Below are 22,410 nucleotides of genomic sequence, written 5' to 3'. Positions count from 1 at the left end.
AGGAGTTCCATGCCACTGGTATCCGCCGGGGAGATCGTCGGCCCCGCCGCGAAGGAACGCCGCGGCCGCGGCGCCTTCAACGTGATCCAGCTGGAGCACGTCACCGCGATCATCGAGGGCGCGCGCCGGGCCGCGACGCCGGTGATCCTGCAGCTGAGCCAGAACGCGGTCCGCTACCACGGCGCGCTCGCGCCGATCGGTGGCGCCATGCTCGCCGCCGCGCGGGCCGCCGACCTCGGCGTCGCGGTGCACCTCGACCACGCCGAGTCGCCGGAACTGGTCCGGGAGGCCGTCGCGCTGGGTTTCGGCTCGGTCATGTTCGACGCGTCCACAATGGACTATCGGGACAATCTCGCGGCGACAAGGGAGATCGCGGCGTACTGCCACGACCACGGCGTCTGGGTGGAGGCCGAGCTGGGCGAGGTCGGTGGCAAGGACGGGGTGCACGCGCCCGGCGCGCGGACGGATCCGGACGAGGCCGCGGAGTTCGTCGCGGTCACCGGGGTGGACGCGCTCGCGGTCGCCGTCGGCAGCTCGCACGCGATGCTGACCAGGGACGCCGCGCTGGATCTCGACCTGATCGCCCGCCTGCGGGAGCGGGTGCCGGTGCCGCTGGTGCTGCACGGTTCGTCCGGTGTGCCGGACGACGGTCTCGCGGCCGCGGCGCGGGCCGGGATGAGCAAGATCAACATCGCCACGCAGCTCAACAAGGTGTTCACCGGCGCGGCGGTGGCGTACTGGCGTGACCATCCGGAGCGGGTCGATCCCCGTAAGTACCTGGGCGCGGCGCGGGACGCGGTGGCGGGTGAGGTCGAACGGTTGCTGGGTGTGCTCGCGCCGGGTCACGGGGAGGTCGCGAAATGACGATTGCGCAGTCTTTCCTGGGGCAAGTTGTTGACAGCTGCGTGAAACCAAACAAAACTGCGCGCTAACGCGCAAGAAGTGCGCGATAGCTGACTCTCTGATCGGGTGGTGGCCATGCGGGTGGCACGGGACAGGTCCGGGAAGGTAACCGGGAAGGCACTGCCGTTGGCAGCCGGCGCCGCGCTCACCATGGCGCTGGCCGGGTGCGGTGGCGGCGACGCGGGCGGTGGTGGCGGGGCCAACGCGCTCCCCGGCGTCGACCAGTACCTCACCGCGCCCTGTCCGGAGGCGGGCACGAAACCGCAGACGGACAAGGAGTTCACCTACTGGGCGATGTGGACCGCCGACGAGCCGCAGGGCAAGGTGCTGCAGAAGGCCGTCAAGTGCTTCACCGAGAAGACCGGCGTCAAGGTCAACGTGCAGTGGCTGGGGCGCAAGGCCTACACCCAGAACATCGCCCCGGCGCTGAACACCGACAACGTGCCGGACCTGTTCGACCAGGACGTCAGCAAGGTCAGTGCCGCGATCGTGTCGGCGGGTGGCACGCAGAGCGTCGACGACGTCTTCGACATGAAGGTCGGCGAGGGCGACAAGAAGGTCAAGGACGTGCTCACCCGCACCTCCTACGACTTCCCGCAAAACAAGGACAAGGCGGGCAACTCCTTCCTGGTGCCGTACGAGATGCTCTCGAACGCCTGGTGGTACAACAAGGGACAGGCGAAGGACCTCGCCGCCCCGAAGACCGTCGATGAGCTGTACGGGCTGTTCGACAAGGCGAAGGGCGAGGGCAAGGCCCCGATCGCGCAGGACGGCGACATCCCGTTCTACAACATGTACTTCTTCACCCAGTTCGCCGAACGCTACGTCGGCGCGGGCGGGCTGGCGAAGGCCGCCGCGGACCGGACCGGGCAGGCGTGGAAGAGCGATCCCGGTTTCCTCAAGGCCGCCACGGAAACCGCCAAGCTGCCGAAGTACCTCATCGACGGCTGGGACGCGGCGAAGTTCCCGCAGGTGCAGCAGCGCTGGGCCGACGGCGACGCGCGGTTCCTCTACATGGGCACCTGGGCGCCGAGCGAGACCCGCGAGTACCTCGACAAGCAGGGCGCGGGCACGAAGCTGGAGTACGGTTCCTTCCAGTTCCCGATGCCGCCGGGTGCCACGCACGACACGGTCGAGCAGATCCCGATCGGGTTCGCGGTGACCAAGAAGGCCAAGCACCCCGAGGCCGCGAAGGCGTTCATCGCCTACTTCCTCAACAAGGACATCCTTTCCGGCATCCCCGCCGTCGCGGACAACCTGGTGCCGCGCACCGACCTCGCCGTGCCCGACGACCTCAAGCAGGCCAAGGCCGCGCTCGACGACGAGAAGAAGGAGCACGTCCTCCAGTACGACGGAATCGACAGCCTCGCGGGCGGCAAGTGGCAGACCGAGGTGTTCGACCCGGCCGACATCGCGCTGCTCAAGGGACAGCTGACGCCGCAGCAGTTCATCGACCAGCTCGCCACCAAGGGCGCCGAGTTCTGGAAGAGCCAGGGCTGATGACCGCTGTCGCGGAGAAGGTGGTGCGGGCCGAGGGGGCCCGCGCCACCAGGGGCGCGCATCTTTCCCGTAAGCGCAGGCTGTTCTGGCCGTTCTTCGGCCCGGCTCTGGTGCTGTACCTGGCCTTCCTGGTGCTGCCGACCGTCGCGACGGCGGTGCTCAGCTTCACCAGCTGGGCCGGGGCGGGGGACACCCCGAAACCCAACGGTGTCACGAACTACGTCCAGATGTGGGAGAGCGACTCGTTCCAGTACGCCTTCCGGAACACGCTCGTCTACGTCTTCCTCGGCGGGATCGGCACGTTCGCGCTGGCGTTCCTGTTCACCATGGTGCTGCGGGACATGCGGGGCGGGAAGATCGTCCGGGCGATCCTGTTCTTCCCGAACATCGTCGCCCCGGTCGCGCTCGGCATGTTCCTCGGGTTCGTGTTCAAGTACCAGCCCGGCAAGCAGGGGCTGGCGAACTTCGTGCTGGAGCACCTCGGCGCGGACGCGGCGAAGTTCCTCGCACCGTCCAATGTGACCGGTGTGGTGACCGCGTCGCTGATCTGGGCGAGTTCGGGGTTCTACATCACGATCCTGATGGCCGCGGTGGACCGCATCCCGCCCTACCTCTACGAGGACGCGGACATCGCGGGCGCGTCGCCGTGGCAGAAGTTCCGGAACATCACGCTGCCGATGACCTGGGACGTCGTCGGTGTCGCCGGTGTGCTGTGGACCATCAACGCGCTCAAGATCTTCGAGCTGGTCTTCGTGCTCGCCGGCCCGGGTACCTACGCCCCGCCGAACCAGGCGTGGACGCTGGGGATCTACGTGTTCGACCGGACCTTCGGCTCGAACGCGACGCCGGACTTCGGTGCCGCGTGTGCCTGCGCGGTCGCGATGATCGCGCTGGTGTCCGTCCTCGTCGTGCTGTTGCGCCGCCTCATGCGCCGTGACGCGATCCAGTTCTAGGAGCGACCGTGTCCGCTGCTGCCGCCCCGTCGGCGACGCCGAAGCCGGTGCGCAAAGCGCCGAGGAAACCCAAGCCCGCGCCGGGATCCCGGCGGTTGAGTCCACTGAGGATTCTCGGCTCGGTGATCGTGTGGCTGTTCACCGCCGGGAACCTGCTGGTGCTGTACTGGCTGATCTCGGCGTCGTTCAAGACACCGGTCGAGATCTTCACCAAGCCGTTCGACCTGCCGTACCAGTGGTTCCACGCCGGTAAGCCGTTCCGCAACTTCGTCTATGCCTGGAACAACGCCGGGTTCGGCGACGCGGTGCTGACCACGGTCGTGCTCGTCGGGCTGGCGACCGTGGCGACGGTCGCGGTGTCCGCCCCGGCCGCCTACGCGCTGACCCGGCTCGGCGTGCGGGGTTCGGGCGGGATGACGAACTTCGTCGCGATCGGCATGGGGGTGCCGTTCCAGACCGTGATCATCCCGCTGTTCGTGGTGCTGTCCAAGATCCACTTCGACAACCAGTACGGGCTGTTCGTGCTGTACGTGGCGTTGTCGATCCCGTTCACCGTGTTCCTGCTGACCGGGTTCTTCCGGTCACTGCCGGACGAACTGGAGGAGGCGGCCGCGATCGACGGCGCCTCGCCGACCAGGACGTTCTTCTCGGTGATGCTCCCGCTGGCGCGGGGCGGGCTGATCACCGCGCTGATCCTCAACGCCATCGGGCTGTGGAACGAGACGCTGCTCGCCATCGTGTTCCTCAAGGACCAGGCGCACTTCACGTTGTCCCGCGCGCTGTTCACCTTCTACGGCGCGGCGAGCTACCAGTCCGAGTACGGCGGCCTGATCGCCGGGGTCGCGATCGTGGTGCTCCCGATGCTCGTGCTCTACCTCCTGCTCGCCCGCCGGATCATCACCGGCCTCACGCTCGGCGCCGGAAAGTAAGGACCCTTCATGAGTTCCGTGACCTTCACCGACACCACGCGGTTCTACGCGGGGGTGGAGAAGCCCGCGGTGGACGGGCTCGACCTCGAAATCGCCGACGGCGAGTTCCTCGTGCTGGTCGGCCCGTCCGGCTGCGGCAAGTCCACCACGCTGCGGATGCTCGCCGGGCTGGAGGGCGTCGACGACGGCACCATCCACATCGGCGACCGCGACGTCACCGAGCTGCCGCCCAAGGACCGGGACATCGCGATGGTGTTCCAGAACTACGCGCTGTACCCGCACATGACGGTCGGTGAGAACATCGGTTTTCACCTGAAGATCGCCAAGATGGCCAAGGAGGAGCGCGAGAAGCGGGTTCGCGAGGCGGCCGAGCTGCTCGACCTCACGGCCTATCTGGACCGCAAGCCGGCCAAGCTTTCCGGCGGGCAGCGGCAGCGCGTGGCCATGGGCCGTGCGATCGTGCGTGAGCCCAGCGTGTTCCTGATGGACGAGCCACTGTCCAATCTGGACGCGAAGCTGCGGGTGCAGACCCGCACGCAGATCGCGTCGCTGCAACGGCGGCTGGGCGTCACCACCCTCTACGTCACCCACGACCAGGTCGAGGCGATGACCATGGGGGACCGGGTCACGGTGCTCTCCGACGGCGTGCTCCAGCAGTGCGATACCCCGATCGGGCTCTTCGCCAGGCCGGTCAACGTGTTCGTCGCCGGGTTCATCGGCTCTCCCGCGATGAACCTTCTGGAGTCCACAGTGGATGGTGAGGGCGTCGTCCTCGGCGGGACGAGGATCCCGCTGACCCCGGCGCAGCGTTCGGCGCTGACCGGGCCGGGTGTGGTGGTCGGCGTCCGGCCGGAGGGCTGGGATCTCGGGGAGGCCGGGACCGGGATCGACGCGGTGGTCGAGGTCGTCGAGGAGCTGGGCAGCGACCAGTACCTGTACTGCCGGACTTCGGGCAGCGACAAGGTGTTCACCGTCCGCACGCCGGGGATGGCGCCGTGGCAGCGCGGGGAGAAGCTCGGCCTCGCCCCGAAACCCGGCGCGGTGCACCTGTTCGACGCTGCCTCTGGTGATCGGCTGCCCGACGCATGAGCGAAGCTTGCGAGCGAATCATGGATATCATGCGCCTAAAGGGATTGAACACTGTCTCGCGGAGCGAGTCGATCGCATGACGAGGCTAGGTCGTACTGAACTGACCCTGCCCGCGGCACCGCTCGGGGCGGAGAACCCGTTGCCGCCACTGGTGAAACCGGAGCAGGTCCAGCAGGTCGCGAACCGCGCGGAGCTGCCGCCGGACCTCGCCGAGGGCCTGGGCTACGGGCAGCTGGACACCGTGCTGCCCTGCCGGCTGCAGGACGGCTACGGCCGCGAGCGGCGCACCCGGTCGTTGCCCGCGCTGGTGCTGGAGAACACCCGGCTGCGCGCGACCGTGCTTCCCTCGCTCGGCGGGCGGCTGTATTCCCTGTACCACAAGCCTTCCCAGCGCGAACTGCTCTATCGGAACCCGGTGTTCCAGCCCGCGAACCTGGCGTTGCGGGACGCCTGGTTCGCGGGCGGCGTCGAATGGAACCTCGGCAGCACCGGGCACACGACGTTGACCTGCGCGCCGATGTTCGCGGCCGAGGTGGCCGGTCCGGACGGCGGTCCGGTGCTGCGGCTGTGGGAGTGGGAGCGGACGCGGGACCTGCCCTACCAGCTGGACTTCTGGCTGCCGGACGAGTCCGACTTCCTCCTGGTCGGGGTGCGGATCCGCAACCCGCACGCCCATGACGTCCCGGCCTACTGGTGGTCGAACATCGCGGTGACCCGTACCGAACGGAGCCGCGTGCTGGTGCCCGCGAAGCAGGCGTGGCACTACGGCTACGGCGGGCGGCTCGACCTCGTCGACGTCCCCGGCGACGAGCTGACCTACCCCGCGCGGCACGAGCACGCCGCGGACTACTTCTTCGAGATCCCGGCGGAAGCACGCCGGTGGATCGCGGCGGTGGACGGCGACGGCCACGGCATGGCGCAGGTGTCCACGGACCGGCTGCGCGGCCGGAAACTGTTCGTTTGGGGCGAATCCGCGGGCGGACGCCGGTGGCAGGACTGGCTCGCCCCTGGCGCTCCCGGCTATCTGGAGATCCAGGCCGGGCTCGCGCGCACCCAGCTGGAACACCTGCGGCTGCCCGCGGGCGAGAGCTGGGACTGGCTGGAGGCGTACGGCCCCGTCGTCGCCGATCCGTCCACTGTGCATGGTCGTGAATGGACGGTGGCGACGGACGCGGTGGAACGCGGTCTGCTTTCCGCGTCCGCTGTGGACGAATACCACGCGGCGTGGCGCGGGATCGCCGACGCGCCACCGTCGGCGATGCTGCACGAGGGCAGTGGCTGGGGCGCGCTGGAGCTGCGCCGGATGACGGCCGACCTGCCGGGGACCCCGTTCCCGCCGTCCTCGCTCGGGCCCGAGCAGCGGCCGTGGCTGGAGCTGCTCGACGGCGTCGCGCCGGACGGCGATCCGTTGCACGTCCCGGCCGCCACGCTGGTCGGCCAGGACTGGGCGCGCCGGCTCGAAAAGGCGCCGTCGAACTGGGCGGTCTGGTACCACCGGGGAGTCGCCCGCTGGGCGGCGGGCGACCGCGAGGCCGCGAAACAGGCGTGGAGTTCGTCGGTCTCGGCGGCGGAGAACCCTTGGGCGTTGCGGAATCTGGCGGTCGCGGCCCGGGCCGGTGGGCTGGCGGTCGAGGCGGCGCGGCTGTACCTGCGCGCGTTCGCCCTTGCGCCGGGGCTGCTCCCGCTGGCGGTCGAGGCGATCGGCGCCCAGCTCGCCGCGGGCTCGGCCGACCGGGCCGCCGAACTGCTCGACGCACTGCCGTCCTCGGCGCGGGCCGCCGGGCGGATTCGCCTGCTGGAGGCCAGGATCCGGCTCGCGCAGGGCGATCCCGCCGCGGCGCTGACGATCTTCGAGGAGGGTTTCGAGATCGCCGGGATCCGCGAGGGGGAGACGTCGCTGTCCGACACGTGGGCCGCGGTGTCCGGCGGTCGCCCGCTGCCGGAACGCTACGACTTCCGGATGTCGGCGCCGGGGTGAGGCCGGGGTGAGGCGGAAGGACGAGCGGCACGGCGGGCTGCTGCGGATCGTGGCCGAGCGGGGCCGCGCCGACGTCGCCGAGCTGGCCGCGGAGCTCGCGGTGTCGACCGCCACCGTGCGCCGCGACCTCGACCAGCTCGCCGAGCAGCGGCTGCTGATCCGGACCAGGGGCGGTGCCGTCGCCGGGGACGTCGCGCACGATCTGCCGCTGCGGTACCGGATGGCGCGCCGGGCGCCGGAGAAGTCCCGGATCGCCGAGGCCGTGGCGGCGCTCGTCGAACCGGGCTGGGTGGTCGGTCTCAACGGGGGCACCACGACGACCGAGATCGCCCGCGCGCTCGGCGGCCGCGGCGAGCTGGGCGGCGGGATCACCGTGGTCACGAACGCGCTCAACATCGCGCACGAACTCGCCGTGTGGCAGCACGTCAAGCTCGTCGTGACCGGTGGTGTGGCGCGGTCGCGGTCCTTCGAGCTGACCGGGCCGCTGGCCACCCGCGTCCTCGACGAGATCGCCGTCGACCTGCTGGTCCTCGGCGTCGACGCGCTCGACCCGCGTGCCGGCGCCTTCGCCCACCACGAGGGCGAGGCGAGCATCAACCGCCTCATGGTGGACCGTTCCGCCCGCGTCGTCGCCGCCGCCGACTCCTCGAAACTCGGCCGCCGCGCCTTCGCCGGGATCTGCCCCATCTCCGCGGTCGACACCGTCGTCACCGACGCGGCCCTCTCCGAGCCCCTGGCCACCGCCTTCGCCGCCGTCACCACCCTCCACACCGTCTAACTCGCGTGATCAGACGCGTAACTCGCGTGATCAGAGCCGCACCTCCTTCAATCACGCGAGTTACGTGCTCAATCACGTGAGTTCGCTGGTTTGGTGTGTGCAAAAGTGCGTGGAGATGTTTGATGTTGGAGGTTTTGCTTGACTTTCGTGCAGTTGTGAACGGAGGATGGGGCGACGTCGGGTCGGTGTGGGGCCGGCCGGGGACATGGGAGCGTCGTATGCGCCGTCTTGCCTGTCTTGCCGCGCTGTGCGTGGTCGCCGCTGGAGGTCTCGCCGCGACGGCGGCGGCCGACGAGTACGTCACGCTGCGGTCGCCGGACCTGAAGGTCACCGTCGACCCGGGTTTTCCGCGCGTCGTCGGGTACACCGACACGCACAGCGGGGCGAAGCTGTACGGGAACGAGGACAGGATCGGCCAGGTGGTCCTCGACGGGACGGCCTACACGCCCCGGGTGAGCAGCCGCCGCACCGGCGACCGCGTGGACTACCGGCTCACCTTCCCCGACTACGGCGGGGTCGAACTCGACGCGAGCATCCGGGTCAAGGGCCGCGAGGTCGGCTTCGCGGTCACGAAGATCCGGGACACCGAAAGGAATCCGGTCGGCTCACTGTCCATTCCGGACCAGAACCTGGTGTCCGTACGCAGCGACCAACCCGGCGCGGCGCTCGCCACGGCGAAGATGCACACCGCGAAGAGCGGCACCGGCGACACCTTCACCCGGATCACCCGGGACACCCCGGCCGAGGCCGCGCCGTCGAGCGCGATGTACGGCATCGTGAACACCGGACAGCTCGCGGCGTCGATCGAGACGAACTCCGCCTACGACACGCCGTCCGGGCCGACCACCAAGGACAACGGCCGGATCCGCGAGCAGATCGCCGACAAGGGCGGCTACAAACGTGCCGGGTTGTGGAGCGGCGACTGGACCTACCGGGCGAAGGGCGCTGCGCGGTCCGACACGGAACCCTTGCCCTACACCAGGATCGTCGTCACCGGTGACCGCAACGGCGACAAGACCGTCGACTGGCAGGACGGCGCGATCGCCTTCCGGGACATCATGACCAACCCGAAGGGCTGGCAGCAGGTCGCGCGGCGCCCGGTCATGCGCATCCCGTTCAACTTCGCCTCGAACGCCGAGCACCCGTTCACCCAGACCCTCGACGAGACCAAACGGGTCGCGCTGAACACCGACGGGCTCGGACAGTTCGTGCTGCTCAAGGGGTACGGCTCGGAAGGGCACGACTCCGCGCACCCGGACTACGCGGGGGTCGGCAAGCGGCAGGGCGGCGTCAAGGACCTGAACGCGCTGGTCGAAAACGCGCACCGGTACAACGCCGACATCGGCGTGCACATCCAGGATACCGAGGAGTACCCGGTCTCGCCCGCCTTCGACCCGGCGATCGCCAAGGACGTCGAGAAGGATCTCGGCTGGGACTGGCTCGACCAGAGCTACCACATCGACTACCGCCACGACGGCCAGAGCGGTAAGCGCCTCGCGCGGTTGCGGGAGTTCAAGGACAAGGTGCCCGATCTCGACTTCCTCTACGTCGACACGTGGTACGGCGACGGCTACACCTCGGAGAAGTTCGCCCGCGAGATGAACGACCTCGGCTACGACGTCGCGACGGAGTTCACCGAGAAGTTCGAGCGCCAGAGCGTCTGGAGCCACTGGGCCAACGACGTGAACTACGGTGGCAGTGGCAACAAGGGCATCAACAGCCAGATCGTCCGCTTCATCCGTAACCACCAGAAGGACGACTGGATCGCGGGTGACCCGCTGCTCGGCGGTGGCGAACTGAGCGCCTACGAGGGCTGGGTCGGCGGCGCGGGCTACCCGGCCTTCCTCGACCGGACCTTCGGCACCGATTTGCCGACCAAGTACCTCCAGGGATTCACCATCCAGAAGTGGGCGCCGCACACGATCACGCTGTCCGGCGGGGTCAGCGTCTCCGACACGAGCGGGACCCGGCAGATCGCCAAGGACGGGCACCCCGTGCTGACCGGCGGTGCCTACCTCCTCCCGTGGAGCCAGCAGGAGGAAACCAAGCTGTACCACTGGAATCCGGCGGGTGGGCGTACACAGTGGACGCTGCCGAAGTCGTGGGGTGCCCGGCGCTCGGTGAAGCTGTACCAGCTCACCGACACCGGCCGCCGGTTCGTCAAGGACCTGGACGTCGACGCCGCGCGCCGGATCACCATCGACGCGGCGGCCAAGACGCCATACGTCGTGTACCCGGCCGATCCCGGGCCGAACACCGACGCGAACTGGGGTGACAACACCGGCCTGAAGGATCCGTCCTTCTACTCCGGGAATCTCGACGCCTGGAAGATCACCGGTGACAAGGGCAAGGCGTCCGTGCCCGCCAACGCGGCGGGGCAGCGGCAGCTGCGGCTCGACGGTGGCACCGGGACCACGGTGTCCCAGCGGGTCACCGGGCTGGCCAGCGGGAAGACCTACACCGCGTCGGTGAACGTCCAGGTCGCGCCGGGGCAGCGCAAGGCGAGTCTCACGGTGACCCCGGACGGGGGAAAGCCCGTGACCCGGTGGACGGACGCTTCGACGGTGAAGAACTACGTTCGGGCCAGCGAGTACGCCGGGACGACCACGCAGCGCGTGAAGGTGGTCTTCGACGTCCCGGAAGGACAGTCGACGGCGACACTGGCGCTGGACGCGGCGGCCGGGAACCCGCCGGTGTTCTTCGACGACGTCCGCGTCGTCCAAACCGGACGGACGCCGCTGAACGGGCACTACTTCGCCGAGGACTTCGAGCACGTCGACACCGGCTGGGGCCCGTTCGTCTACGCCGGGAACGACGGCGCGCCTGACGACCCGCGCACGCACCTCGCGCAGAAGAACGCGCCCTACACCCAGGCGGGCTGGAACGGGAAGCTCGTCGACGACGTCATCGGCGACGGGGAATCGCTGAAGTCGCACGAGGAGAACCAGGGGCTGGTCTACCGGACGCTGCCGCAGACCCTGCGGTTCGAGCCGGGACACCGCTATCGCGTGTCGTTCACCTACGAGGCCTCGAAGACCGGCGACTACGCGTTCGTGACCGGCGCGGGCACGAGCACGACCTTCGCCGAGGCACACACGCCGACGACGTTCACCGCGACCGTCGAGGGCGGCGCCGACGCCTGGATCGGGGTCGCGAAGCTGACCCCGGGCACCCAGAACCAGGACCACGACCTGATCCTGGACAACCTGGTGGTGGACGAGATCGGCTGATCCCACCCGGCGGGTCCGATGTGGTCCGCGGCGGTGAATGCAGCATACTGCTCGAAACGGGGTACAACGACGCAGCACAGTGCGCGGAGCACACCCCGCGAGCGGCACCGCAGAGGTAGGGAGCACCGCCGATGGCCCGGCACGAACGGTTGAGCACGCTGCTGGACATGCTCGGGCAGCGGGAGAAGATCGACGTCGAGGACGTGGCCGCCGAGCTGAACGTGTCGGCGGCCACGATCCGGCGCGACCTCGACCACCTCGCCGAACAGCAGCTGCTCACCCGCACCCGCGGCGGCGCGGTCGCCAACGACCTCGCCTACGACCTGCCGCTGCGCTACAAGACCGCCCGGCACGTCCCGGAGAAGCAGCGGATCAGCGCCGCCGCGGCCGCGCTCGCCGAGCGGGGCATGGCGGTCGGGCTCAACGGCGGCACCACGACCGCGGGGGTGGCCAGGGCACTCGCGATGCGCGCGGACCTGGCCGGCCGCGGCGACGCGCCAGGGCTGACCGTGGTGACCAACGCGCTCAACATCGCGCACGAGCTGGCCGTGCGGCCCCACGTCAAGATCGTCGTCACCGGCGGTGTCGCGCGGCCGCAGTCGTTCGAGCTGAGCGGGCCGCTGGCCACCCGGGTGCTGTCCGAGCTGACCATGGACCTGCTCTTCCTCGGCGTCGACGCGCTCGACGCCGAGGCCGGTGCCTTCGCCCACCACGAGGGCGAGGCGAGCATCAACCGGCTCATGGTCGAGCGGGCCGAGAAGATCGTCGCGGTGGCCGACTCCTCGAAGCTCGGCCGCCGTGCCTTCGCGCGGATCTGCGCGACGCACGACGTGCACACGCTGGTCACGGACGCCGATGCCGACACCGCCGCGGTAAGGGCTTTCGAGGCCGCGGGCGTCGAGGTCCTTACCGTCTGAAGTGTCAGGGTAAGGGCCCCGCCCGCCCGGGAACGGCGTGATCGTCCGATGCCGGACCCCCTCCCTCAGCGGCACGCTAAGGGTATGAAACACGACTGGATTTTCGATCTGGTGCAGGTGGAAATGGACTACCGCACCGAGGGCAGGCTGTCCCCGCTCGCCGGACGCCGGGAGCGGCACCCCGTCGCGAAGCGGACGCCGTGGCAGTGGTTCAGAACGCGTCGGCTCCGAGTTTGACCGCCGGTGAGTACCGCGATCATGGACGCCGTCATCAGGCGACCGTAACATCGGGAATTCCCTTGACGCGTATGGTTTTTCGCGGCGATGGGCTCGCCCGTCACGGGAGGTCCGCGACAGGCGAGCCCGGTGTCAGCGCAGCCAGCGCAGCGGGGCCAGGTAGAGCCCGCCCTGCCCCCAGCCCGCGTGCGAGACGTACCAGTCACCGTCGTCCTGTATCACTTCCGCCGCGTGTGAGGCGAAGTGTCCCACCAGGTCCGCGTTCTCGTAGTGCAGCGGATCGGTGCTGCGGTAGACGTCCGTGCCCAGGTAGCCCCCGCGCGGGCCGGTGAACAGGTACCAGTACCGCCCGTGCCGCACCACGAACGGCGATTCGGTGGGGCCGCCCCAGGTACCCGTCTCGGGCGAGACGTACGCCGTCCTGCGTTCGCCCCAGTGGCGGAGGTCGTGGCTCGTGCGATAGAGCACGACGTGGTGACCGCCGCTGGGCTCGGTGTTGCCGGTGTAGAACAGCACCCAGCGCCCGCCGATCCGGATGACGTAGGGATCCCGCGCGTCGTAGCCGTCGGTGAACAGCGTGCCGCCCGGATACCGTGTCCAGTGGAACAGATCCCGCGACGTGGCCACGTTGATCGCGGACCGGGTGTTGTCCTTGCCGCCGCCGCAGTAGAACATGTGGTACGTCCCGCCGACGCGGATGACGTGCGGTGCCCACAGGTGGGTTTCCCCGTAGCCCGGGTCGACCGTGAGCGCGAACGGCTGTTTCGTCCACGGGCCGTGCAGATCGGGCGCGGTCGCGTGGGCGAAGACGATTTCGTGCTCGGGATCGGCGGGTTCCGCGTGCGTGATGCCGAAGACGTGCCAGGTCCCGCGCCAGTCCCGCACGAAGGTGTGATCGTTGAGGTACCACGGCGCGCTTTCGCCCACGCTCGGGTCGTAGATCTTCACGAACTCCCCGACCACGACGTCGTCCCTGGCCGGGGTCGCACCGGCCGGGGTGGTGCCGGTGGCCGTCAGGCCGAACCCGGCACCCAGCGCGAGACCGCCCAGCAGCATCGTCCGTCTGTTCACCGGCACGGCCCTCACCCCCGGGTGAACTCGTCGAGCGCGATGTCCAGCAGCGCGCACACCGCGCGCAGTTCGGCGCGCCGGTCGCCGGGGATCGCGTGGATGTGGTTGGCGCCGAACCGGGACAGGAACGTCTCGGCGGGCGCGTCGAGCCGGGCGAACGCGTGCGGCCACTCCGGGGTGGAGCGCGCGGTCAGCTCCGCGGTGGTCGGTTCGTCGTAGTTCTCGAACTCGCCGAGCATGAGCTGGAGGCGGTACTCGCCGTCCTTGCGGGTGAGCCTGCCCAGCGTCATTTCCCCCGGCGCGGCGACATGTTCGACCGAGGCGCCCCCGGCGGGGAAGAAGAACACCTCCGGGTGCAGCGTCACCCGCGCGAGGTTCTCCGCCGGATCGTCGCTGCGCGCGGCGAACCAGGTGGCGTGCTGCCCGGAGTTGCACAGATCCCAGATGTCGCGGTCGGCGTGGTAGTGCCGGACGTCGGCGAACAGCACCGGCGTCCCGGAGATGTGCTTCATCAGCTGCATGGTCAGCGCGCCGTCCATGTCGGCCTCGGTCGCGCACACGTGTGTCTCTTTTGGACCGTTCCAGTCGTAGGGGTCGTTCAGGAACGCCTCCGCGACGTCCATCGTCGCGAAGTGACCGGTGAGCTCCGGCTGGCCCTTGATACCGCTGAAGTCCAGGTGCCATTCGTCGATGAGCTCACGCATCGCGAGGTACGAGCCGATCTGCCGTTCCAGCAGTTCCGGCGTGAGCTTGGCCCCGTCGTAGCGCACGGTGGCGTGCTGCTCCAGCCAGGCCCTGGCCTTGGCCTTCTCCCCGGCGTCGGCGGCTTCGGCGCGCCGGACGATCTCCCACTGGTCGATCTCCTCGACGTCGATGCCGAACTTCCGCTGCCACTGGTCGGTGTTCGCGACGGTGGTGTTCATGCCCATCGGCCGTCCGCCGATCCGGCCGAAGGTCGCGCCGCGCAACCGGGCCACCGCCGACGCGGCGCTCGCGCGCACCCCGATCTCGGCGATCAGCGCGGGGTCCTCCGGCGCGCCCCACAGCCGGACGTGGTCGCGGCCGATCTGGTCGAGCGCGCCACCGGCGGCGAGCATGCCGACCATGCCCGGCTGCACCGGGTCGGTGTTGGCCACCAGCACCAGCGGCCCGCGCAGCGCGCCCGCGGCCAGCATGGTGAAGTGTGGGAACGCCCAGACGCAGTAGTGCAGCACGGTGAGATCGACGTCCGCCGCCTCGATCCCGCGGGCGTGCGAGGTGGCGAGGGTGTTGGCCGAAACGGCTGAGGGGGCCCTCACCACCTCGTGCCCCGCGGCGGTGAGGGACGCCACGAGCTTGTCCTCGTTGGACCTGATGAAGTCGGTGATTCCACTGTGGACGTAGTCACGCCCGTCCGAAATGTTGATCACGCCGATGCGTGCCATGTGTCCTCCAAACGACGAAGAGCGGTCCTGCGGTACCGGTGGGTCAGGAAAGCACCTCCAGCCGATAGTGCGCGGCCGACCACGCGGGGGCGCCCTTCGCGGGCACGATCCGCACGTCGATCGAGGAGCGGCCGGCGGTCACGCTCGCCGGGAGCGCGAAGGTGTCCTCCAGCCAGCGCAGGGTTCTGTTGCCCAGCGGTTCGGTCCAGGTGCCCGCCTGCCTGCCGTTCACGAACACCGCGGCCTGCTGGTAGGCAGCGTTCTGGTCACCGAGCCGTACCAGCCGCGCGCCCGCGTTGCGCGGGTCCAGCGCGAGGGTGAAGCGCACCTCGCCGGTCGCGGCGGTGACTTCGCGGGTCACCGGGACCTGGTGCTGGGTCCCCTCGAAGCTCGACGTCAGGCTGCTCCGGGTTTCGCCGTCGGCGGTGTAGCCGTGGTCGCGCCTGCTGGCGTCGTTCCCGGCGTCGACGAGGTCGGTCTGACGGGCGGCGGTGTCCGGCTGGCCGTACCAGTACGCGGTGGTGCCGTACTCGGCGGGCTCGTTGTCGACCGGGCCGTGCTCGATCCCGAAGTCCAGCGCGGAGGAGAACGGCACCGCGTCCCCCGCCAGCAGGCGGACGGCGCCGGTGCAGTCGTAGCGGCAGCCGTCACCGTCCAGTTTGTACGCCGGGTTCCCGGCCAGCGGCATCGCGAAGTTCGTGCCGTCGCGGAAGTACCAGCCGGACTCGAAGAAGTCCTCCGTCCCGGTGCCGTGCCACTGCGGGCTGGCCACGCCGTCGACGTAGACGCGCTCGTCGCCTTCGAGGTAGTCGCGCCGGTTGCCGGAGGGGATGAGCCCGGTCATGCTCTGTGTCACGCCGTAGAACACCCCTCGGCCCGCGGTCTTCAGTATCGACCAGTCCTTGCCGTTCTCGGTCAGTCCTTTGTGGCTGGTCGCGGTGAAGTAGCCGAGCCCGCCGCCGGGCCGCAGCCCGGCCTCGGTGGCAGGCGTGGGGGCCGAGGTGACCTCCACGGCCGCGCCGGTGATCGGCTGCCCGCTGTGGTTGACCAGCTCGACGACCGCGTCATGGCGGTAGGGCATCGGCCACCACGCGGTGAGCGCGCCGCCTTCGGTGGCGTCGATCGAGGACAGCATCGTGCGGGTGTCGAACTTGCCGAGCCCGGAGCCGAAGAACTCGCCGAGCGGGGAGTCCACAGTGGTCTTCCCGTCGAAGGTGATCCGCAGCCGGGTACCGGACAGCACCGCCTGTGACGCCGCCAGCTTCGCGGCGTCACGCTCGTACCGGTAGATCTGGAAACCGTTCCAGGTCTGCATGGTCAGCTGGTAGTCGTGCGTCTTCTCCTCGCCAGGATGGCCGGGGCCGAGGTCGAGGACGTCGGTGCGGCGCCACTTCCCGTTCACCTGGGAGTGCGCGTCGTAGCGGAACTCGTTGACGTCGAGGTCGGACGAGACGAACGTGTTCGTGATCCGCAGTGAGGACTTGCCGGCGGTCAGGCTCGCCGGGAGGTCGAGGACCTGATCGGTCCACACCCCGCGCGGCGTGGGCGCGCCGGTCGTCCACCGCCCGGCGGGTTTGCCGTCCACGGTCACGTCGGCGACCTGGTGGCCGATCGCGGGATCCGGGCGCCGGGTCAGCCGGACGCCGGTGTTGTCCGGATCGATCGCGATCCGGAACGAGCTGTGCCCGCCGGCGCCGAACGCCCGCCCGTCGTCGCGGACCCGCGGTTCGGAGACCAGCTGGGGCAGCGTCACCCGGAGCTGGCTGATCGTGCCGGGGCCGCCGAGTGAGGCGAACCGCGCGGTGGCGCCGTCCGGGACGTTCGCGGTGCCCGAGTCCGTCCGCGCACGGTGCGCGGCGGGTTTCGGATCGCGGATCCCGAAGCCCCGCAGGCGATCCACGACGTCGAGCGCCCGATCGCGCGGGTCGAAGGTGCGCACTCCCGCGTTGTCGGGGAACTCGCGATAGGTGACGTGGTAGAAGAGCGGGTTGTGCTGGACGGTGACGCGCATCGAACGCTGGTAGGGCATCGGCACCTTGATCACCGAGCCGCCGGAGGTGTCGTCGCCGTTGCCGACCAGCGGCCAGACGAACGGCGCGCCCATTCGTCCGTCCACAATGTCCTGAAGTGAGCTGTTCAGCACGGCGCGCCCGTCGAGCTCGACTCTGAGACGGCCGTTGTTGACCATGTTCCCGCTGTCCCGGGTGAACCACATGCTCTCGATCTCACCGGCGCCGGTCTTCTCCGCGATCACGCAGCCTTCCGCGGTGATCCGCAGGCAGCTGTAGGTCCCGTTGAAGCCGTCGTCGTTGCCGCCCGTGCGGTCGAAGCTGGAGAACTGCTTGGTCTGCGCGCCCGGCCGCAGCGCCGCCATCGCGTCCAGATCCCGGTAGACGTCCCAGCCGATCGGCCCCACCGAGGCCGCCGACGGTGGCCGGTCGGGTTCGGCCCCGGCCGCGGTGGCGGGTATTCCTACTATGGTCAGTGCTGTCATGGCTGCTATCAGTAGTGGTCTGCGGGCAGGGCGGGCTCTTCGGCTGTGCATGGCGCACTCCGATCGGTGGGGGAGGGGAGGGAGGAGCTACCAGGGTGGGGACGGGAAAGCTTTAGCTGTTGCCCTTCGCGTAGGCCTCGGCCGCGTTTTCCTTGGTGACCAGCGAGGTCTGGAGAAGCTGCGTTTTCGGCAGCTGCTTGCAGTCGATCAGGAGCTGCTTCGCCGACCCGACGGCTTCCCGGCCGGCGGTCGGGTAGACGAACGTCGCCGACAGGCGGCCTTCCTCGACGGCCTTGATCCCGCCGGAGGGGATGGGCAGTCCGTCGATCCCGACGAACTTCAGCCGCTGGTCGATCCCGGCGGCCTTCGCGGCGAGGTAGGCGCCTTCGGCCATCGGGTCGTTCTGCGAGTACACCGCCTGGATCTCGGGATGGGCCTTGAACACCGCGTCCGCCTGCTGCTGGCCCTTCTCCCGCAGCCAGTCGCCATCCACTGTGGACACGATGTCGATGTTGTGCCCCTGGATCCCCTGCGCGAAGCCGTCCTGCCGCTCCTTCGCGGGGGTCGATCCGGCGAGCCCGCGGATCTCGGCGATCTTCCCGCCCTGCGGCAGCACCTTCTCGGCCAGGTACTTTCCGGCCTGCTTGCCGATCTCGACGTTGTCCGCGCCGATCCACTGCGTGTACGCCTCGCCCTCGACCTTCCGGTCGAGCACCAGCACCGGGATTCCCTTGTCGTAGGCCTTCTTCACCACCGCGGTCAGCGGTTTCGCCTCGTTCGGGCTGATGATCAGCAGGTCGATCTTCTGGGTGAGGAAGTTCTCCACGTCGGCGACCTGCTTGCTGTTGTCCTGCTGGGCGTCGGCGAACTTGACGGTGAACTGCGGCACCCCCTTCGCCGCCCTGGCGATGTCGTCGTTCATCTGCTGCCGGTAGGGCTCGGACAGGTTGGCCTGGCTCATCCCGATGGTGAAGCTGCCGCCCGCGCCCTTGCAGGCGGCCTGACTGGGCCCGGTCTGCTTGCCCTGTCCGGAGTTCTCGCTGGTGGTGCCGCAGGCCGAGGCCAGTGCGAGCACCCCGGCCAGTGCGGTGACGGTGAGTCCGGTGCGTGGACGGACGGGCATGGCGTTCCTCCCTGTTGCCGGGTTCGGCCGGTTCACGGTGTCGGCCGGAGTCGTTGCAGACCGGCGGCGGCCACGATGACGAGGCCCTTGATGAGCAGCTGCACGTTCGAGTCGATGTTGTTGAGCCCCAGGATGTAGTTGAGCGCGCCGAGCATGAGCGCCCCGGCGACGGTGCCGACGACCGAGCCCCGACCGCCCTGCAGCGCGGTGCCGCCGACCACGACCGCCGCGATCGCGTCGAGTTCGTAGGTGTTGCCGTCGTTGGGGCTGCCCTGGTTGAGCTGTCCGGCGTGGATGATGCCGGCCAGCGCGGCCAGCAGCCCGCACAGGCCGAACACCAGCACCTTCACCCGCACGACCGGGATACCGGAGAGCCGTGCCGCCTTCTCGTTGCCGCCGATCGCGTACAGGTGCCGGGCGAACGCGCTGGTGCGCAGGAAGACGATGGCGAGCGCGGCGACGATCACGAAGATGATCGCGGGGATCGGGACCAGGCCGTTGAAGGTGCGCTCGCCGAGCAGCGAGAACGCCACGGGTGCCTTGCCGGGACCGTCACCGTACGGGATGGGCACGCCCTGCCCGCCGGACCAGATCCGGGCGAGCCCACGGGCGATCTGGAGGCCCGCCAGCGTCACGATGAACGCCTGGATGCCCCAAACCGCCGAAGCGATTCCTTGCAGCAGGCCGAAAACCAGCCCGGCGAGCAGGACGATCAGCACGGTCGGGAGCACGCCGAGACCGTTGTTCACCATCAGCACGGCTGAGCCGACCGCGGCGAGCCCGAGCACCGCGCCCACCGACAGGTCGATGCCGCCGATCAGGATCACGAACGTCATCCCGACCGCGATGATCCCGATCTCGGCGGTCGCGCGGACGATGTTGAAGAGGTTGTCGCTGCTCAGGAAGATCAGTTCGCCGTCGCGAACCGGGGAGAACACGATCCCGGCGGCGAACACCAGCACCAGGCCGAACAGGCTCTGGAAACGGAAAAGGGTGTCCACGACGGAGGCGCGGCGGCCCGGCAGGAACTCCGCCGGTTCCGGCCGCGTCTCGGTCCGCTGCTGCTCGCTCACGACTCTCCCCCCACTGCCGCCGCCGTTCTGCCCTCGCCCATCGCCGCGGCGAGCAGTTCCGCCTCGCCCGCGTCGCGGGTGTCCAGCTCCCGGACGCTGCGCCCGTCGTGCAGCACGACCACGCGATCACACAGCCCGACCAGCTCGGCCGGCTCCGAGGACGCGAGCAGGATGCCGATCCCGCGCCCGGCCGCCTCCCTGAGCAACTGGTAGATCTCGGCCTTCGCGCCGACGTCGACGCCGCGCGTCGGCTCGTCGAGCAGCAGGAGGCTCGGCTCGGTGAGCAACGCCCTGCCCAGCACGATCTTCTGCTGGTTGCCGCCCGAGAGCGTGTTCGCCGCGTCACCGAGCCCGCCGATCTTGATCTTCAGCTCGTCCACGACGCGGCGGACCGCGCCGGTCTCCCGCTTACGCGGGACGTACCCGCCGACCGCGATTCGGTCCACTATGGACAGTACGGTGTTGGCGCGGATCGAGTGCGACAGCGCCAGACCGGAGATCCGGCGGTCCTCGGGGACCAGTGCCATGCCGAGCCGCATCGCCTGACGCGGGCGGCGTGGCCGGACCACGCGGTCGCGGACCCGCAGCTCGCCGTGCCGCCGGCCCGGGGTGCCCGCGCCGAACAGCGTTTCGAGCAGTTCGGTGCGTCCCGAGCCGAGCAATCCGCCCAGCCCGACTATCTCCCCGGCGCGCACGCTCAGCGAGACGCCGTCCGGTTCCCGGCGGCCGGGGCGGGTCCGCCGCGGCCGGAGCGCGAAGTCGGTCAGCCGGAGCAACTCCCGCCCGGTACTGCCGTGTTCGGTACGGAACAATGCCTGCACCGGACGGCCGACCAGCGCCTCGGTCACCTGCGCCACCGTCAGGTCCGCGGTCGCGAACGCGGCGGCGACGCGCCCGTTGCGCAGCACCGTCGCCCGGTCGGCGATCCGGCTGATCTCCTCCATCCGGTGCGAGATGTAGACGATTCCCGCGCCCGCCGCGCGGAGTTCGGTGATCACCGCGAACATCCGCGTCACCTCGGCGGGCGAAAGCGCGGACGTCGGCTCGTCCATGATCAGCACCTTCGCGTCCAGCGCGAGTGCCTTGGCGATCGCGACGAGCTGCTGTTCGCCGGTGCGCAGCTCGCCGACGTGCCGTTTCGGATCGAGCGTGATCCCGGTGCGGGCAAGGAGATCCCCGGTCTCGCGGTTCATCCGGCGGACGTCGATGATGCCCGCGCGCGTGCGCAGCTCCCGGCCGAGGAAGATGTTCGCCGCGATCGACAGCCCCGGTACCAGGTCGAGTTCCTGCGGGATCATCGCGATCCCGGCGCGCTGCGCGTCGTGCGGTGAGCCGAACCGCGTCGGCCTGCCCTCGATCGCCACGGTGCCGTGGTGATCGGTGACGTCGCCGGACAGGACGCGCATCAGCGTCGACTTGCCCGCCCCGTTTTCCCCGAGGAGGGCGTGGACCTCGCCGGCGCGCACCGTCAGGTCGACGTCGTCGCAGGCGAGGGTGCCGCCGTAGGTCTTGCTGATGCCGGTCATCGCGACCAGCGGCGCGGTGGGGACGCTCACGGACACCTCACAACACCTCACGTCAGCGGAAGGTGGTAGTGGGTAATCGATTACTCAAGACGCTAGGTGTGGGATGCCGACTGTGTCAAGCGTCACTTCGGTAGCGGTTGACCGGTTAGGCGGAACGGCCCAATGCCGCCTCAGCGGTGCGAACTGTCCCGGATCAGCAGCTGTGCCCGCATGGTCGTGGTGCTGGTCGTCGTGGTGCGGTCGGCGATCCGCGCCAGCAGCAGCCGCGCGGCGAGCTGGCCGATCGCGCCGGCGGGCTGGGCGACCACGGTCAGCGCCGGATCGATCAGCGTCGTCCACGGCGCGTCGTCGAACGCGACGATCCCGACGTCCCGGCCCGCGCGCAGGCCCCGGTCCGCCAGTGCCTGCAGCACCCCGACCGCCATCGTGCTGCTCGAGACCAGCAGCGCGTCCGGCGGTTCCGGCAGCGACAGCAGGTGGTCGGCCGCCTGTCGTCCGGCGGCGCCGCGGAACTCGCACCGGCGTATCCAGCGGGCGGAGGACTTTGCCTGCGCGGCCCGGATTCCGTCGCGGAAACCGGCGAGCCGGTCGTCCGCGGTCATCACCCCGGCGGGCCCGGCGACGCAGCCGATCCGGGTGTAGCCGCGCTCGGCGAGGTGCAGGGTCGCCTCCTTGGCGGCGGCGCGGGAGTCGACGAGTACCGCGTCGCAGTCGGCGGAGCGCAGCCGCCGGTCGACGGTGACGATCGGCGTGCGGTGTTCCAGCAGCGGGCGGACGTCGCTGTCCGGCGTGGTCGGCGACATGATCACGCCCGCCAGCCGTTCCATCGCCGCGACCTCGACGTACCGGCGTTCCTTCGCCGGGTTCTCGTCGGAGTTGCACAGCATGACCGAATAGCCCGCGGCCTGCGCGGTGTCCTCGACCCCGCGCGCGATCGCGGTGAAGAACGGGTTCTCGACGTCGGAGATGATCAGCGCCAGCACCGCGGTTTCCCGGCGGCGCAGGTTGCGGGCGAGGCCGTTCGGCGTGTAGCTGAGTTCCTCGGCGGCGCGGGTCACCCGTTCGGCCAGCGCGGGGTCCACAGTGGACTTCCCGTTCAGCACCCTGGACACCGTCGCGGTGGACACGCCCGCCCTGGCCGCCACGTCGGATATCGTCGCCACTCGTGTTGTCCCCTGCTGTGTG

The 22,410-nt window shown here is 69.7% G+C and carries 17 protein-coding genes; 10 read left to right on the top strand and 7 right to left on the bottom strand.

Annotation, left to right across the window (positions count from 1 at the left end; all coding sequences use genetic code 11):
- Positions 1 to 9 precede the first annotated feature (9 nt).
- The 10 genes from ABD987_RS11970 (at position 10) to ABD987_RS11925 (ending at position 12,514) form a co-directional block, all read left to right on the top strand.
- On the top strand, positions 10 to 864 hold the full coding sequence (locus tag ABD987_RS11970; protein WP_345390672.1) for a class II fructose-bisphosphate aldolase: 855 nt from the start codon (positions 10 to 12) through the stop codon (positions 862 to 864).
- Between the two features lie 114 nt (positions 865 to 978).
- Positions 979 to 2,403: an ABC transporter substrate-binding protein gene (locus ABD987_RS11965; RefSeq protein WP_345390669.1), complete on the top strand. Its 1,425-nt coding sequence runs from the start codon at positions 979 to 981 to the stop codon at positions 2,401 to 2,403.
- Positions 2,403 to 3,356, top strand: coding sequence for a carbohydrate ABC transporter permease (locus tag ABD987_RS11960; protein ID WP_345390666.1), 954 nt, complete (start codon positions 2,403 to 2,405; stop codon positions 3,354 to 3,356). Before ABD987_RS11965 ends, ABD987_RS11960 begins: the two co-directional genes overlap by 1 nt.
- Before the next feature lie 8 nt (positions 3,357 to 3,364).
- Positions 3,365 to 4,285, top strand: a complete 921-nt coding sequence (locus ABD987_RS11955) for a carbohydrate ABC transporter permease (RefSeq protein ID WP_345390663.1) — start codon at positions 3,365 to 3,367, stop codon at positions 4,283 to 4,285.
- Positions 4,286 to 4,294: 9 nt separating this feature from the next.
- On the top strand, positions 4,295 to 5,374 hold the full coding sequence (locus ABD987_RS11950; protein WP_345390660.1) for an ABC transporter ATP-binding protein: 1,080 nt from the start codon (positions 4,295 to 4,297) through the stop codon (positions 5,372 to 5,374).
- A gap of 76 nt (positions 5,375 to 5,450) precedes the next feature.
- A complete protein-coding gene (locus ABD987_RS11945; RefSeq protein ID WP_345390657.1) occupies positions 5,451 to 7,352 on the top strand; it encodes a DUF5107 domain-containing protein in 1,902 nt (633 codons plus the stop codon).
- 7 nt (positions 7,353 to 7,359) lie between these two features.
- Positions 7,360 to 8,130, top strand: coding sequence for a DeoR/GlpR family DNA-binding transcription regulator (locus ABD987_RS11940; protein WP_345390654.1), 771 nt, complete (start codon positions 7,360 to 7,362; stop codon positions 8,128 to 8,130).
- Between the two features lie 218 nt (positions 8,131 to 8,348).
- A complete protein-coding gene (locus tag ABD987_RS11935; protein ID WP_345390651.1) occupies positions 8,349 to 11,360 on the top strand; it encodes an endo-alpha-N-acetylgalactosaminidase family protein in 3,012 nt (1,003 codons plus the stop codon).
- 131 nt (positions 11,361 to 11,491) lie between these two features.
- On the top strand, positions 11,492 to 12,277 hold the full coding sequence (locus ABD987_RS11930; RefSeq protein WP_345390648.1) for a DeoR/GlpR family DNA-binding transcription regulator: 786 nt from the start codon (positions 11,492 to 11,494) through the stop codon (positions 12,275 to 12,277).
- 84 nt (positions 12,278 to 12,361) lie between these two features.
- Complete coding sequence (locus ABD987_RS11925) at positions 12,362 to 12,514, top strand: hypothetical protein (RefSeq protein WP_345390645.1); 153 nt, start codon at positions 12,362 to 12,364, stop codon at positions 12,512 to 12,514.
- A 132-nt stretch (positions 12,515 to 12,646) separates the two neighbouring features.
- Here the strand turns inward: ABD987_RS11925 and ABD987_RS11920 are convergent, their stop codons facing one another.
- The 7 genes from ABD987_RS11920 to ABD987_RS11890 form a co-directional block, all read right to left on the bottom strand.
- Entirely contained in the window at positions 12,647 to 13,591 is a 945-nt protein-coding gene (locus ABD987_RS11920) for a family 43 glycosylhydrolase (RefSeq protein WP_345390642.1), read from the bottom strand.
- A 5-nt stretch (positions 13,592 to 13,596) separates the two neighbouring features.
- The gene (locus tag ABD987_RS11915) at positions 13,597 to 15,009 is read right to left on the bottom strand and encodes an L-fucose/L-arabinose isomerase family protein (protein WP_345390639.1); all 1,413 of its coding nucleotides are present in this window, start codon (positions 15,007 to 15,009) and stop codon (positions 13,597 to 13,599) included.
- Positions 15,010 to 15,052: 43 nt separating this feature from the next.
- Positions 15,053 to 17,503, bottom strand: coding sequence for a glycoside hydrolase family 172 protein (locus ABD987_RS11910; RefSeq protein WP_345390637.1), 2,451 nt, complete (start codon positions 17,501 to 17,503; stop codon positions 15,053 to 15,055).
- Positions 17,504 to 17,615: 112 nt separating this feature from the next.
- The gene (locus tag ABD987_RS11905) at positions 17,616 to 18,626 is read right to left on the bottom strand and encodes a substrate-binding domain-containing protein (protein ID WP_345390635.1); all 1,011 of its coding nucleotides are present in this window, start codon (positions 18,624 to 18,626) and stop codon (positions 17,616 to 17,618) included.
- Positions 18,627 to 18,658: 32 nt separating this feature from the next.
- On the bottom strand, positions 18,659 to 19,699 hold the full coding sequence (locus ABD987_RS11900) for an ABC transporter permease (RefSeq protein WP_425551080.1): 1,041 nt from the start codon (positions 19,697 to 19,699) through the stop codon (positions 18,659 to 18,661).
- A complete protein-coding gene (locus ABD987_RS11895; RefSeq protein WP_345391595.1) occupies positions 19,696 to 21,225 on the bottom strand; it encodes a sugar ABC transporter ATP-binding protein in 1,530 nt (509 codons plus the stop codon). Before ABD987_RS11895 ends, ABD987_RS11900 begins: the two co-directional genes overlap by 4 nt.
- Positions 21,226 to 21,395: 170 nt before the next feature.
- Positions 21,396 to 22,388, bottom strand: a complete 993-nt coding sequence (locus ABD987_RS11890) for a LacI family DNA-binding transcriptional regulator (RefSeq protein ID WP_345390633.1) — start codon at positions 22,386 to 22,388, stop codon at positions 21,396 to 21,398.
- Between the last annotated feature and the right edge of the window lie 22 nt (positions 22,389 to 22,410).

Source organism: Amycolatopsis samaneae (assembly GCF_039541975.1).
In the GTDB taxonomy this organism is placed as follows: domain Bacteria; phylum Actinomycetota; class Actinomycetes; order Mycobacteriales; family Pseudonocardiaceae; genus Amycolatopsis; species Amycolatopsis samaneae.
Note: the sequence above shows the minus strand (reverse complement) of the source record. Positions and strands in the feature narration are given on the sequence as shown.